Genomic DNA, 15,038 nt, shown 5'->3' with positions numbered 1-15,038 from the left:
TTCCATGCTGGACTTTTTGCCCGCCCCGTTGAAAGGGGTCCTGGTGGTTTTGCTCATCTTGCTGAACACCCTGATTTTCCTGCCGTTTTTGCTGCTGTTCGCCATCATCAAACTGATTATTCCGGTGAAATTGGTGCGTACCCTGTGCACACGGATGGTGAACCTGATTGCCTGGTACTGGATTGGCTTCAACAACACCCTGGCGGACCTGTTCCACAAGATTGAGTGGGATATTCGCGGCGCCCGGGAGCTGAGCAAGAAGCACTGGTACTTCGTAACCTGCAACCACCAGAGCTGGACCGACATCACCGCCATCCAGTACGCCCTGAACAACAAGATTCCTTTGCTAAAGTTTTTCCTGAAGAAGGAGCTGATCTGGGTGCCACTGCTGGGCATTGCCTGGTGGGGGCTGGACTTCCCCTTCATGCACCGGCACACCAAGGAGCAAATCGCCAGGCGGCCGGAGCTGAAGGGCAAGGATATAGAGGCCACCCGCAAGGCCTGCGAGAAGTTCCGCTACACCCCGGTGACCATTTTCAATTTTATGGAGGGCACCCGCTTTACCCCGGAAAAGCGCGCCCGGCAGAACTCCCCCTACAAGAACCTGCTGAAGCCGAAGGCCGGCGGCACCGCGTTTGTGTTCGGCGCCATGGGCGAGATGATCCACACCATGCTGGATGTGACCATTGTGTACCCGGACGGACGGCCCGGCATCTGGGATTATCTGAGCGGCCGGGTGCGCCGGATTATCATCGATATCCGCACCCGGGAAGTGCCGGAGCGTTTTCTGGGCATGGATTATGAAGGCAACCGGGAGCTGCGGGCTGACTTCCAGCGCTGGGTAAGCGGGATCTGGGCCGAGAAAGATACCCGCATCGAGGAACTTAAAGCGGGCGCCTGATTACAGGATGCCCAGCTCGCGAGCCCGGACAATGGCCTGGGTTCGTGATTTCACGTCCAGCTTGGCGTTGATCCGGCGGGCGTGGGTTTTCACGGTATGCAGGGAGATGTGCAGCTTGTCTGCGATCTCCTGGTTCGACAAACCCTGGGCGATCAGCTCCAGCACACCCTGCTCCCGGTCGCTGATGGGCTCGGCAAGGGTCTCGGTGGCGACAGGCGCATTGTTGAGACCAAACAGCTGGCCCAAATCCCGATTGAAGGCGTTTTCCGGTAGTTGCCGGAAGCATTTCTGCATCAGTGGTGTGAGTTCGTTGACCAGCTCCGCAAACGGACTGATAAAGCGCTCGCTGGCAGCCTGGCGAACCACCTGCTCCAGCTGTTTCCTGGCGGCCGGCAAACCCTTCTCCTGTTGCAGCAGGACGGCACTCAGCAGGCCAACGTGCAGTTCCAGCCCCCAGGGCAAGGTATCGCCGTAACGGCCCAGAACGGCGTCCAGCTGCTCCCTGGCACGAACCAGGTCACCACTGGCCATGTCCGCCCGAACCTGCAGGCAGTCCATCAGCCCCGGCATCATGGGGAACAATTCCGGCACGCAACCACCCTGTCGATACGGCTGAAGCTTTTCGATGGCCTGGGCGGCACTGTCTGTCTGGCCATGGGATAACCAGCAGCTGGCTTTCAAGGCTTCCAGTACCGGCACGTACAGGGATTCATCCACCTGCCAGGCGTGCATGGCCCGCTCTGCCCGGCCAATCCACACAAAGGCATCTTCCAGCCGGCCCTCGGCTTTACACATCAGTACCCTCAGGGCCATGGCCAGCAACAGGCCAAGGTCCCGGGTCTGTTCGGCATGGCGGGAGCAACTTACCAACAGGCGGTCGGCTTCGTCCAACCGGCCCTGATGCCACAGCACCAGCACCAGGTTCAGTTCCAGCCGGGTTTCGCCGATGCGCGCCGGGCGGCTGAGTTCGTGCATGGCGGTGTCCAGGCCGGTTCTGAGCAGCTGCTCGGCATGCCCGAGCGCGCCCTTGCCCAGCTCAATGCGGGCGTGGGCGTAAACCGCCAGCGCCTCGGAACCGGAGTCTCCCGCTTCCCGGGCCAGCTTGGCCGCGGCGCGGTTGGCGTCCCGGGCTTCATGAAATTTGCCGGCGGCACACAAGGCGCTGGCACGAACAATCTGGGTGACCAGCTGGGCCTGGGGTGATAAGCCTCCGGCAGCGAGCGCCTTGTCTGCCATGGCCAGGGCTGGCTGCACGTAGCCTTCGCCCCGCAGGATAAAGGCTTTCAGGGCATAAATACGGGCTTCCTGCTGTTCCCGGTCTTCCGGCGAGAAGCCTTCGAGCAACTGCCGGGCCTGGTGGAACTGTCCGCCAATGGCATGAACCCAGCTGTAAACAATGCGTAATCGCGCGCTGCGCTCCAGCAAGCCGGCAGGCAGGTGTTTGCGCAGGGTAAGCAGCGATGCGGTGTCCTGCCCCAGCAACAGGGCTTCAGTGCCCTCAGAGGCAATGCGCACGACTTCTTCGGCATCTCCGGACAGCAGTGCGTACTTCAATGCCTCCGGAAACTGGTTGCGCTGCCCGAACCAGCGGCTGGCCAGCAGCATGCGAGTGTTGTAACCACCCAGTGCCGGTGTTTTCAGCCAGGCCTGAAGTAAAGGATTGAGGCGATACCAGCGGCCACGGCCGGATACCGGCTGCAGGGGCAAGCCCTTTTCACAGGCAACGGACGGCAGTATGCCCGAGGCGCCAACCGATGCCTGCAGGGCGATAAACAGTTCATCCGACACCCCGTCCAGCTCCGCCATCATGCGCAGCGAATTCATCTGGCCGGGCGCCATCTGCCCCAGCACCGAGCCTTTCAGGAAGCGTTCAACGGAGGCGGTTTCCTGCATCGGCCGGCGTTCCGGACTGCGCAGCAACTCCCGCCGGTACAGGGCCAGCGGTGTAGGCCAACCTTCGGTGAGGCTGTACAGGTGATCAATGGCGACACTGGTAATCAGGCTGTCCGGCCGGGCGTCCCGGAAGTAGGCAAAGGTTTCCGAGCGGGTAAATGCCAGGCTCTCGCGGCCGACACATTGGTAACGGTTTTCCAGCTCAAGGGTGTGGCATTCGAACGGCAACGGCAGCCGGGAGGTAAAGGCTACCGACAGGTTGCCCGGCATATCGCAGACAAGCTGCTGTAGCAGCCCGCCCACCGCAGGATTGGTCAGGTGGTGCAGGTTATCCAGCACCAGGACATCCCGGCCTTGCTGCTCCAGGCGGCCCTTGGCCACCAGCATAACGGCCAGGTTGTCTTCAAACGTGCCGCCACCCTGATTCCCGGGATGAAGGGACTGGGGCAAATCCAGCGCCATGGCGATGAGGGATAATAAACGGGACGGCGCGTTGTCGCCGGCATTCAGGGTAACCCAGCGAATCCGGTCAAACTCACTGGCACCCTCGCTCAGGGCGCTGACCAGGCTGTGGGTTTTGCCGTAACCGCAGGGTGCTTCCAGCATTAACAGTGAGCGGGGCGCGAGGCTATCCAGAATCTGCCTGGAAAGCGCGGGGCGGGGCTGGTGATCTTTGGGAATGGCCGGCAACTGAAGCCGGTGCTCCAGTAAATCCCGAACCAGCTCGCCATTTTGCAGGCTGGTGTTGGCGCCCTGAAACTCGTCGTTGGCGGCGTTGCCTTCGTTAAAGGATTTCACTCACAGTCCCGATTACACCTTTAGTATTAGTGATTAGCCTCGAGAGTAAACCAAAGCAGGGTCTGACTGCAAAAAATTGGCGGGGGCAGACAAAGTCTGTGACGATTTTCCATCGTCACAACGTGATAGCGATCACAAAAAAGGCGGACCATTGCTGGCCCGCCTTTCGATTCCGGCTAAGGGAAACCGGTTAGCGCGTACCCGCCCGGCGCAAAGCCGCCGGCGTGAAATCACGGGACTGGCGCTGAACACCGAAGGAGTACGGGTTGTTTTCTTCGTTGGTCAGGCCCAGAGCCAGGTAGCGACCGGAGAGCAGGTCGTACAGCGCTTCGACGGCGTACCAGGGAACGTCCTGGTCATACATCTGAATCGCGTGGGCCTCGCCCACACGCCACAGTTCGCCACGGCCATCGTAATGGTCGATAACAGAGGCCTGCCAGCTGTCTTCGTCAATGTAGAAGTCACGCTGGGCATAGACATGGCGCTCGCCCTCTTTCAGGGTGGCGCGCACGTGCCACACGCGGTGCAGCTCGTAGCGGGCCAGGTCCTGGTTGATGTGGCCAGGCTGGATAATCTCGTCGTAGCTCAGACCACGATCCAGCAGCTTGTAGGAGTTGTACGGGATGTACATCTCTTTCTTGCCAATCAGCTCCCAGTTGTAGCGGTCCGGAGCACCGTTGTACATGTCCAGGTTGTCTGAGGTACGCATACCGTCAGCCGCGGTACCCGGGCCGTCATAGGCCACCTGTGGCGCACGGCGCACACGGCGCTGGCCGGCGTTGTACAACCAGGCACGGCGTGGTTCGGCTACCTGGTCCAGGGTTTCGTGAACCAGCAGTACGTTACCGGCCAGGCGCGCCGGCGCGGTGATGGACTGCTTGAAGTAGAACAGGACGTTGTCGTCTTTACCCGGCTCGTAGTCGGTCAGGTAGCTGTTCCACACCAGTTCTTCCTGGAACTTCACCACAGAGAAGTCGCCGCCCGCGGTCGGTGTTACCTGGCCCACGTTGCGCTGCACAGAGCCACCCCGGTAACGGGTAATGTGGTTCCAGATCACTTCCAGGCCATTCTGGGGAATCGGGAACGGCGTGGCATCCTGGTAGTTGTCGATACCGTTACCGCCAGACACCAGTTCTGTCTTGGTGGCATTCGCAACCGTCTCATCCATGATCTTCTTCGGATAAGTGGCGGTACGATGGGTCGGGTATACCGGAATCTTGTAGTTATCGTACTTGCGAATCATCGCCACCTGGCCCGGAGACAGTTTGTCTGCGTGCTGGTCTACGTTGCTCCGGTCAATCACGAACTTCGGCTGCTCATCGGCGAAAGGGTTCAGGTAAATGCCATCGCCCTTGTAACCGGCCGGCGGCGTAGACAGCCCGCCGTCCCACGCCGGGATGTCGCCGCCGTTACCGGCTTTCTCCGCACCCATCGGGGTGAGGGTATCACCCAGCTTGGCCGCTTCCTGGGCAGAAACCGCGCCCCAGGCCTGCCCTGCAAACAGGGATGCAGTCAGAACGCCGGTAGCCAGTAGTTTCTTGTTCAGTTTCATTTAAATTACCTCGTTAAACGAATTCGATCCGGTTCAGAAGGAGTAGGAAACACTCGCGCTCACGAAATCCCGGTCGGTCATTTCGTTATACGGCTTGCCACCAAAGTAGTTGGTATAACCGATGTTGCCGGTGATCTTGTTCTGGTATACGCCTGTCAGCGACAAACCGATGGCTTTGTTGCCTTCGTTGAAGGCACCGCCGGGTTGCGGGGCGTAGCCTTTGATGTCGTGACTCCAGAAAACAGACGGAGTCAGGTTAATGCCCGCGATAGCGTTCGGGTAGTCCCAGGACAGGTTGGTGCGGTAGCCCCAGGAGAAGGAGGTTACGAAGCCGTCGTTGGTGCAGTTTTCGGGGTTGAGGTTCTTAAGAGGACCATCCTCACAAAGCCCGCCTTCAATCGCACCAATACCAAAGGTACCGGAGCGGCCATAGCGAGCTTCGTCTTTACCTGGCAAGTCGTGGATATAGGTTGCACCTACTTCTGCCACCAGTGACATCCGACTGGCACCCATCACCTGATCAAAGAACTTGATCAATGTCATCTGAGCCTGGGAAACACCGTAGCGGTCGTATCCAGATACGGCTACACCATCAGTGCCATCATTTTCAGCGGCGATCCGCTCTGCATCACGCGCATACAACAAACTGTATTCTGGGGACTGAAGTCCACCATAAATCAGCTCAAACGCGTTCCACTGAATCGGCATCTTGTCACGATACGAATATTCTGCACCCAGCGACCAACCACCAGGCGTTGTGGTGTTAATACTCACACCATAGAGATTGATATCTTCCGGATATTCAATGAAATAGTTCGGGAAGTTCGGGTTGTCTTCGCCACCATTCGTACGTCCGCTGATGTAGGGCAGACGGCTGTGGTACTTGATGTAGTAAAAGCCGAGTTCGGAATCGTTCAGCGCCGGCACATACCAGCGCATAGCAACACCGAACTGGTCTTTGGCATCCGGTTCCTTATCACCCTCACGCTGAATGACCAAACCGGATACGTTGTTAACTGCTTCTGACAGATCACCCCTCAGAAACACCGGACCACAACCATCGGCCACGAAATCTATAGTAGAAAAAAAGGTTCCGCAGTCATCTATGCGAACCTTTTCCCAGTCTGCCTGGACAAAGCCTTCAACCGTGATGTTCTCGGTAATACCGGCTGACATATAGAACATCTCGACCGGCAGCAGCGCGTCTTTCAGCTGGGCACCGGGAGCACGGAAAGCCCGAATATCTACCGAGTTAATGATGTTGATACCGCCCTGGATATAGGTACTCTCACCCCAGCTGACCACCTGTTTGCCGTAGCGGGCACTGACCGGTATGTCGCCCAGATACCAATCGGTGAATACATAGGCATCCAGCAGTTCGCCAACGGAGGCATATGCCTTAGCCTCGTCGTTCAGCTCAACGTAACGCCGACCTTCGTCCTTGAGCTCAAAGTCATACCAATAACGACCACGAACAAGCGCACCCACACGGGTCAGATAGTTGGAGTCAACGCTGTAATCAAGAAACAGCTCACTGTTGCCTTTAACAATCTTGGAAACGGTGTCACCTTTGTCGAAGTTCCGGTTACCGTCATCGTAGTTGTTGGTAGACGCTGTACCACGACCATCGTGGGGAGCGAGCAGGCGCTTGTCCGCATCTTCCGTCCGCCAGGAGGCACCCGCCGAGAGCGTGGTGTTGAACTGCGCTTCAACATCGCCCATGTAAAAGGAGATGGCGGAGGCCGGGGTGGATACGCCGGCGGCTATGGCTACGGCCAGTGGTAACTTGGTCCAACGCTGCCACGGTTGAGTTTTTCTTGTCATTGGAAGGCTACTCCGTTGTTGTTCTGAGTCGCTGCTCGATTGTTCTGGTGTTTTTGTCCTGGCGGCTGTACTTACAGTGCCGTGATGGTTGCACTATAACTAAGGCCTTTGGGAGCTTTGATCAGTCAAAAGTATGATTTTGCTGTCTCTCTCCCTTCATGGTGTTCTCGCACTCCCTCACTATAGACAAGATTCGGGAGTGCAACCATTTCGGAATGACTAAGGGCGAGGCTTAGGTAGAGCAGCCACGAGTGTTCGTGACCGAAAGGCTCTTTAAGGCTTGTGCGGTGCTTCCAGATACTCCCGGGACTGCATTTCCAGCAACCGGGACTCGGTACGCTCGAACTCGAAACTCAACCGGCCGCCGCTGTACAGCTCGGTGATGGGCGCGGCGGCGGAGATGATGACTTTTACGTTGCGGTCGTAGAACTCGTCGATCATGTTGATAAACCGGCGGGCCTGGTCGTCATTGTTCTTGCCCAGCTGCGGCACGTTGCTGATGATGATGGCGTGGAACTGGCGGGCCATTTCGATGTAGTCGTTCTGGCTGCGGGGGCCGTCGCACACGGCTTTGAAATCGAACCACACCACATCGTCGGCATGGGCTTCGGCCGGGATTTTGCGGCCGTTAATTTCCATGGTTTTGCTGTGCTTTGCCGCTTCTACCGCCAGGGCATCGAAGCTGTTACGCAGGCTGATATCAGCCTGGTCGTCCAGCGGGCAGTGGTAGAGCTCCGCCTGCTCCAGGGTGCGCAGCCGGTAGTCCACGCCACCGTCGACATTCACCACATCGGTGTGCTGTTTCACCAGGGCGATGGCCGGCAGGAAACGGGCCCGCTGCAGGCCGTCTTTGTAGAGGCCATCCGGCACAATGTTGGAGGTACACACCAGGGTGACGCCCCGGCTGAACAGACCATCCATCAGGGTGGCGAGGATCATGGCGTCGCCGATGTCGGACACAAAGAATTCGTCAAAACAGATAACCCGGGTTTCGTCTGCGAATTTCTTGGCGACCATTTCCAGCGGGTTCTTCTCGCCTTTGAGCTGCTTCAGCTCGTTGTGCACCCGCTGCATAAAGCGGTGAAAGTGCACACGCATTTTGCGATCAAACGGCAGCGCCTCGAAGAAGGTGTCCATCAGGTAGGTTTTACCACGGCCAACGCCGCCCCAGAAGTACAGGCCTTTGACCGGATCTTCCTTACCCTTCTTCAATTTGCGGCGGAGCTTGGACAGGCCGCCCTTGCTGCGTTCGCTTTCGGCCTCCACCAGTTTGTCGTACAGTGCCTGCAGGCGCTTTACGGCATCTTCCTGGGCCGGATCCTTGTGAAAGTCCGGGCGCTCAAGATCCTTTTGGTAGCGTTGCCAAGGGGTCAGGTTCGCGACGGTTTCGGAGGACATGGCTTCTGTCATCAGGATTTTCCTGCCTGCTAGGTGGATTTTCGGGCGCGGTATTGTCGCTTATTTCACGTTTTTTCGCCACGCCGCACGGGCGCCGGGGCAATAAGACGATTGGCGCAGTGTTTCGGCATGGGATACATCCGTTCGGGGGGGTATACTCCTTGAACGAGGAATGGCTCACTTGCAGGCAATGAAAGGACGATTTTTATATGACAAACCTGATTGTGGCGGCGGTTGTCGCGTTGGTGGTTGGCATTGTCATCGGGCTTATGTTTGGCCGGTCTGGCCAGGGAGCTTCGTTGCGACAGCGCCGGGCGGAGCAGCAGGTTGATGAGTTGCGTAGTGAGTTTACGCGGTATCAGGCCCAGGTGAATGAGCACTTTATGGAGTCTGCGCATTTGCTGCGGCGGTTTAATGATGCGTACCGGGATGTGAATCAGCATATGGCCCGGGGCGCGAATCGTCTGTGCAATGATGAAGACTGGCTGGAGGAGCTGGGGCAGGATTCTTCTGGTCGTCTTGGCCATTCCGAGGCTGAGCCTTCCGAGCCGCCTCGGGATTATGCGCCGAAGTCTGATCCGGAGGCCAAGGGTACGCTGGCCGAAGATTACGGTCTGAATGCGGATGGGTCTAAGCGGTCAGCTTAATTACATTTTAGCCCCCTGATATGGGGGTTTGGTTTTCTGGCTTGGTACCACGACTCTCCTAGCCTTCTGAGTTTGGTGTCTGGCCAGTCTGGGGAACGGCTTTCCAAAAACCGCTCCTTGCGGCACATCCATGTGGCGCTTCTGCTCCGCCATCCATGGCTCCGCAAATTTTTGGAAAGCCGTTCCCCAGACTGGCCGATCCTAACTGCTCAGGGATCGCTGGAATGAGCCTCCCCTTTCAGCTTCCCTGTCGTTTACACCGGGTTATCGCAGTCGATGAACTGGTGCATTACTCCGAATTCCCTTGCTAATGCTTCGCCCAGAGCCTGAACACCATACCGTTCGGTCGCATGGTGGCCGGCCGCGTAGTAGTGAATCCCGCACTCTCTGGCCGTGTGAGTCGTCGGCTCGGAGATCTCGCCGCTGATGTAGGCGTCGACACCCGCATCCAAAGCCGCGTTGATGAACCCCTGAGCTGCCCCGGTGCACCAGGCGACAGTCTTGATCATTTCCGGGCCATTGCCTACGTGAAGCGGCTGCCGGTTCAGGGCTCTGGCGAGGTGCAGGCCGAACTTTTCGGATGACATGGCTTCGGGCAATTCACCTTGCCACACTAATCCACTCATTGGGCGTGGATTCTGGATGCCAAGTATATCGGCGAGCTGGCGGTTGTTGCCGTACTCGGGGTGGTCATCCAGTGGCAGGTGGTAGGCGACGAGGTTTATGTCGTTGTCCAGAAGCTGCTTGATGCGGTTCTTTTTCATTCCGCGAATGGTCTGATCTTCACCTTTCCAGAAATAGCCGTGGTGGACCAGGATCATGTCTGCGTTTTGTTTTACGGCTTCGTCGATCAGGGCCTGTGATGCGGTCACACCGGAAACGATGACGTCTACATGTTCACGCCCCTCGACTTGGAGGCCATTCGGAGCGTAGTCCTGAAAATTTTCGGGCGCTAACCATTCGTTTATTTTCGCGAGAACGTCGCTTCGGTTTGCCATGTCTACCTCCCTTATTCTTGCGATATTTCTGAACGGATCAGCGCGCACACTGTACGAGGCGAGGGGCTGGAAAGGCTTTCCAAAAATGTGCGGAGCCATGGATGGCGGAGCAGAAGCGCCACAGGGAAGTGCCGCAAGGAGCGGTTTTTGGAAAGCCTTTCCTGCCCCTTGCTATGCACGATAGATGAAGCGCTGATTTTCTCCCAAATTCGCTGCCGATTTAGAGAGAATCCAGGCCCTTGATCAAAGCGTTGTTCTGATCGCTGGTGCCAATGGTGATTCGCAGGAAGTCACTAATTCGCGGCTTATTGAAGTGGCGAACGATGATGCCCTGCTCTCTCAATTTTGCTGCGATCTCTGCACCTTCGTGGTCGGGATGACGAGCGAACACAAAGTTCGCTTTTGATGGCAGCACTTCAAAGCCCCTCTGCTCAAGCTCTTCCGTCACTCTCTTCCGCTCACGGATCACACCGCTACAAGAATCTTCAAACCATTGCCTGTCTTCAAAAGCGGCAACGGCGCCAGCCAGCGCCAGGCGGTCCAGCGGATAGGAATTAAAGCTGTCTTTCACGCGATTCAGAGCCTCGATCAGCTCTTCATTACCCACCGCAAAGCCGACGCGCAGCCCTGCCAGCGAACGGGCCTTGGAGAGGGTCTGACAAACCAGCAGGTTCGGATACTGGTTTACCAGACGAATCGCCGTATCACCGCCGAAGTCCACGTAAGCTTCGTCTACCACCACCACGCTGTCCGGGTTGGCTTGCAGGATCTCTTCCACGTGTTGCAGGCCCAGGTAGCGACCAGTCGGCGCGTTCGGGTTCGGGAAGATGATGCCACCGTTGGGGCGTTTGTAGTCTTCCGGGTTGATCTCGAAGCTGTCGGTCAGCGGAATCACCGTGCTTTCGATCTGGTACAGGCCGCAGTACACCGGGTAGAAGCTGTAGGTGATATCCGGGAACAGGATCGGTTTGTCGTGTTTCAGCAAGCCCTGAAAAATGTGCGCAAGAACTTCGTCCGAGCCGTTGCCGACAAACACTTGCTTTGCATTAATCACAAAATCAACGTGGTAGTCGGCGATCGCTTCTTTCAGCGCCAGGCCTTCCGGATCCGGATACAGGCGCAGGTTGTCGTTCAGCTCTTTTTGAATCGCTTCGATCACCTTCGGCGACGGACCAAACGGATTTTCATTGGTGTTCAGCTTCACCAAATTAGCCATTTTTGGCTGTTCGCCAGGTACATACGGCTGCAATTCGCTGACCAGCGGGCTCCAGTATTTACTCATATATCTTGAACTCCAAAATGGTGCAGGAGCCGGGTTGGTTGTATTTATTTGGGAGTTTTCGCAGGGCAGGTAGGGCTTTCCAAAAACCGCTCCTTACAGCACATCCATGTGGCGCTTCTGCTCCGCCATCCATGGCTCCGCAAATTTTTGGAAAGCCCTACCTGCCCTGCTATTCGAACCTTCCAGTACAACCAACCCGGCTCTCAAGCTATTCAGATAGACCAGCAGCACCCAAGGCCACCGCAGAAATCAGTCAGTCTTTGATACGGTACTCGGCCGAACGGGCGTGGGCCGTAAGGCCTTCACCGCGCGCCAACACAGAAGCCACACGGCCCATGCGGTCAGCGCCTTCCGGAGTAAAACCGATCAGGGACGATCGTTTTTGAAAATCGTATACACCCAGCGGGGAACTGAACCTGGCAGTACCACTGGTAGGCAGTACGTGGTTCGGACCAGCACAGTAGTCGCCCAAAGCCTCGGCAGTGTAGCGGCCCATAAAAATAGCCCCGGCATGGCGGATATCATCCAGCATCGCCTGCGGGTCTTCTACCGACAGCTCCAGGTGCTCCGGAGCAATGCGGTTGGAAACCTCAGCCGCTTCTTTCAGGTCAGCCACTTTGATCAGTGCACCACGGCCCAGCATGGAAGTGCGAATGATGTCTTCACGCTCCATAGTCGGCAGCAGCTTGTTAATGCTCGCTTCCACGGCATCCAGGAAATCCGCATCCGGGCTCACCAGAATGCTCTGGGCCTGCTCATCGTGCTCGGCCTGGGAGAACAAGTCCATGGCAATCCAGTCCGGGTCGGTCTTGCCATCGCAGATCACCAGAATCTCGGAAGGCCCGGCGATCATGTCGATACCGACCACACCAAACACCTCCCGCTTGGCCGTGGCCACGAAAATATTCCCCGGACCCACAATCTTATCTACCGAAGGCACAGTTTCCGTACCGTACGCCAAAGCCGCAACCGCCTGGGCGCCACCGATGGTGAACACCCGGTCCACACCCGCAATCGCCGCCGCCGCCAGCACCATGTCGTTCACCACGCCATCCGGCGTAGGAACCACCATGATCACCTCGGCAACCCCGGCAACCTTGGCAGGAATCGCATTCATCAGCACAGACGATGGATACGCAGCCTTACCACCCGGCACATACAAACCAGCCCGATCCAGCGGCGTCACCTTCTGCCCCAGAATCGTTCCGTCTTCATCCTGATACTGCCAGGACTTCTGATTCTGCCGCTCATGATAACCCCGAACCCGCTCAGCAGCCTTCTCAAGAGCCACCCGCTGATCCTGCGGAATCCGCTCCAAAGCCTCCTGAAGACGCCCCTGATCCATCTCCAGCTCCGCCATGGAGTTAACCTTCAACCGGTCAAACTTCTCGGTAAACTCCAGAACCGCCGCATCGCCGCGGGTTTTCACCTCACGCAGGATATGCCGAACCGACTCATTCACCTGGTGGTCAACACTGTCATCCCACGCCAAAAGCTTGGCCAGCGCACTGTCAAAGTCGCCTTGTGTGGTGTTCAGTCTGGTGATTCTGTCGTTCATCTCGTTAATCCTGCGTTGGATTGAATACTGATTTCCGTCGGATTACCCGCCAACAGTTCGGGGATTAAAAAACTCTGGGGCTTCCTAACTCAAAAGTATGCGGAAACCATCGGGTTGGCCCTTCCAAAAATGTGCGGAGCCATGGATGGCGGAGCAGAAGCGCCACAGGGACGTGCCGTAAGGAGCGGTTTTTGGAAGGGCCAACCCGATGGGTGACACACTCCCAAAGTATAGGGAAGCCTTACTCCTGAGAACCGCGCCGACGATCCACAGCCAGTGCCATCTTCTCGATGATGGGATTAATCTGCCCATGTTTCATCTTCATGGAAGCCCGATTCACCACCAACCGCGAACTGATATGGTCAATCAGCTCCCGCGGCTCCAGACCATTGGCCTTCAAGGTATTACCGGTATCCACGATATCTACAATCTCGTCGGCCAGGTCCAGAATCGGCGCCAGCTCCATCGCCCCGTAGAGCTTGATGATATCCGCCTGCCGCCCCTGGGCCGCGTAATAGCGCCGCGCCAGGTTCACAAACTTGGTGGCCACGCGGATGCGCCCCGCCGGAGGCTGCTCGCCCTTCTTGCCAGCGGTCATCAACCGGCAGCGGGAAATGTTCAGATCCAGCGGCTCGTAAAGCCCCGCGCCACCGTGCTCCATCAGCACATCTTTGCCCGTCACGCCCAGATCGGCGCCGCCGTACTGAACGTAAGTGGGCACATCCGTGGCACGGATAATCAGTACCCGCACGTTCGGATCCGTGGTCGGAAACACCAGCTTGCGGGACTTTTTCACGTCGTCCACCAGCTCAATACCGGCTTCCGCCAGCAGCGGCAGGGTTTCTTCGAGGATTCGTCCCTTCGACAAGGCGATGGTGATGGAATCTGTCATGGATCTATCCGGTTTCCCGTTGGTTAATTATGCCGGCAAACGGCGAATACTTGCGCCCAGCAGCTGCAGTTTTTCTTCAATACATTCATAGCCGCGATCTATGTGATAAATGCGGTCCACAATGGTATCGCCATCGGCAACCAGCCCGGCAATCACCAGGCTCGCAGAAGCCCGAAGGTCGGTGGCCATCACCGGAGCGCCGGTCAGGTGCTCCACGCCCTTGATGATGGCGGCATTACCTTCCAGGGTAATATCGGCACCCATGCGGATCAGTTCCTGCAGGTGCATAAAGCGGTTTTCGAACACGGTTTCCACGATGGTACCGGTGCCTTCCGCCACGGCGTTCATGGCCGCAAACTGGGCCTGCATGTCGGTGGGGAACGCCGGGTACGGTGCAGTGCGCAGGCTGACCGCTTTCGGGCGCTTGCCCTTCATGTCCAGCTCGATCCAGTCCGGGCCGGTGGTGATTTCCGCGCCGGCTTCTTCCAGCTTCAGCAGTACCGCTTCCAGCAGGTCTTCCCGGGTGTCTTTCAGTTTTACCCGACCACCGGTCGCCGCTGCCGCCACCAGGTAGGTGCCGGTCTCAATACGGTCCGGCAGTACGTTGTAGTGGCAACCATGCAGGCGCTCTACCCCGTTGATCTCGATGGTCGCGGTGCCGTGGCCCTTGATGTCTGCACCCATGGCGATCAGGCATTCGGCCAGGTCGACCACTTCCGGTTCCCGGGCGGCGTTTTCCAGAATGGTCTTACCTTCCGCCAGGGTGGCCGCCATCAACAGGTTCTCGGTACCGGTTACGGTAACCGTGTCCATGAAGATGTGTGCACCTTTCAGGCGACCGTTGGTTTTCGCCTTGATGTAACCGTTCTCCACCGTGATGTCTGCACCCATCAGCTCCAGGCCGTGGATGTGCAGGTTCACCGGGCGGGTACCGATGGCACAGCCACCGGGCAGGGACACTTCCGCTTCGCCGAAGTGCGCCACCAGCGGGCCCAGCACCAGGATGGAGGCGCGCATGGTTTTCACCAGCTCGTAGGGCGCGTGGAAGTGCTTGATGGTGTTGGCGTGAATTTCCACACTCATCTTTTCGTCGATCATCAGCTCCACGCCCATGCGGCCCAGCAGCTCGATCATGGTGGTGATGTCGTTCAGGTGCGGCAGGTTGCCGATGGTTACCGGCTCATCGGCCAGCAGCGTGGCCGCCAGAATGGGCAGTGCCGCGTTCTTGGCGCCGGAAATGCGAATCTCGCCATCCAGGGGCTTGCGGCCCCCGATCAGAAGTTTGTCCACAATAC

The 15,038-nt window shown here is 57.7% G+C and carries 11 protein-coding genes; 2 read left to right on the top strand and 9 right to left on the bottom strand.

Translation table 11 applies throughout. The annotated features are described in order from the left end of the window. The first annotated feature begins 4 nt into the window (after positions 1 to 4). Positions 5 to 901, top strand: a complete 897-nt coding sequence (locus AC13DJ_RS05245; RefSeq protein ID WP_474540868.1) for an acyltransferase — start codon at positions 5 to 7, stop codon at positions 899 to 901. Here the strand turns inward: AC13DJ_RS05245 and AC13DJ_RS05240 are convergent, their stop codons facing one another. The 4 genes from AC13DJ_RS05240 to zapE all read right to left on the bottom strand — a co-directional run bounded on the left by AC13DJ_RS05240 (position 902) and on the right by zapE (position 8,342). Further along, positions 902 to 3,592, bottom strand: coding sequence for a LuxR C-terminal-related transcriptional regulator (locus AC13DJ_RS05240; RefSeq protein WP_482934036.1), 2,691 nt, complete (start codon positions 3,590 to 3,592; stop codon positions 902 to 904). A 190-nt stretch (positions 3,593 to 3,782) separates the two neighbouring features. Further along, entirely contained in the window at positions 3,783 to 5,144 is a 1,362-nt protein-coding gene (locus tag AC13DJ_RS05235) for a DUF1329 domain-containing protein (protein WP_482934035.1), read from the bottom strand. A 33-nt stretch (positions 5,145 to 5,177) separates the two neighbouring features. Next, entirely contained in the window at positions 5,178 to 6,968 is a 1,791-nt protein-coding gene (locus tag AC13DJ_RS05230; RefSeq protein WP_482934034.1) for a DUF1302 domain-containing protein, read from the bottom strand. Positions 6,969 to 7,241: 273 nt separating this feature from the next. Further along, a complete protein-coding gene (zapE, locus tag AC13DJ_RS05225) occupies positions 7,242 to 8,342 on the bottom strand; it encodes a cell division protein ZapE (RefSeq protein WP_482934046.1) in 1,101 nt (366 codons plus the stop codon). 233 nt (positions 8,343 to 8,575) lie between these two features. Here zapE and AC13DJ_RS05220 point away from each other — a divergent pair, with 233 nt between their 5' ends. Next, positions 8,576 to 9,013 (top strand): Z-ring associated ZapG family protein, encoded by a 438-nt coding sequence (locus AC13DJ_RS05220; protein WP_199457179.1) that lies wholly within the window; start codon positions 8,576 to 8,578, stop codon positions 9,011 to 9,013. A gap of 254 nt (positions 9,014 to 9,267) precedes the next feature. Here AC13DJ_RS05220 and AC13DJ_RS05215 read toward each other — a convergent pair whose 3' ends face one another. The 5 genes from AC13DJ_RS05215 to murA all read right to left on the bottom strand — a co-directional run bounded on the left by AC13DJ_RS05215 (position 9,268) and on the right by murA (position 15,033). Continuing rightward, positions 9,268 to 10,011 carry a Nif3-like dinuclear metal center hexameric protein gene (locus AC13DJ_RS05215; RefSeq protein WP_482934033.1) on the bottom strand — a complete coding sequence of 248 codons (744 nt, stop codon included), beginning with the start codon at positions 10,009 to 10,011 and terminating at the stop codon, positions 9,268 to 9,270. A gap of 220 nt (positions 10,012 to 10,231) precedes the next feature. Further along, a complete protein-coding gene (gene hisC, locus AC13DJ_RS05210) occupies positions 10,232 to 11,293 on the bottom strand; it encodes a histidinol-phosphate transaminase (RefSeq protein WP_482934032.1) in 1,062 nt (353 codons plus the stop codon). Between the two features lie 253 nt (positions 11,294 to 11,546). After that, complete coding sequence (hisD, locus tag AC13DJ_RS05205; RefSeq protein WP_482934031.1) at positions 11,547 to 12,851, bottom strand: histidinol dehydrogenase; 1,305 nt, start codon at positions 12,849 to 12,851, stop codon at positions 11,547 to 11,549. A 241-nt stretch (positions 12,852 to 13,092) separates the two neighbouring features. Beyond that, the gene (gene hisG, locus AC13DJ_RS05200; RefSeq protein WP_474540234.1) at positions 13,093 to 13,743 is read right to left on the bottom strand and encodes an ATP phosphoribosyltransferase; all 651 of its coding nucleotides are present in this window, start codon (positions 13,741 to 13,743) and stop codon (positions 13,093 to 13,095) included. Positions 13,744 to 13,770: 27 nt separating this feature from the next. Continuing rightward, the gene (gene murA / locus AC13DJ_RS05195) at positions 13,771 to 15,033 is read right to left on the bottom strand and encodes a UDP-N-acetylglucosamine 1-carboxyvinyltransferase (protein WP_273132121.1); all 1,263 of its coding nucleotides are present in this window, start codon (positions 15,031 to 15,033) and stop codon (positions 13,771 to 13,773) included. Positions 15,034 to 15,038: the final 5 nt, after the last annotated feature.

This window comes from Marinobacter sp. L-46 (assembly GCF_056859535.1).
This window is presented reverse-complemented; position numbering and strand designations above follow the sequence as displayed.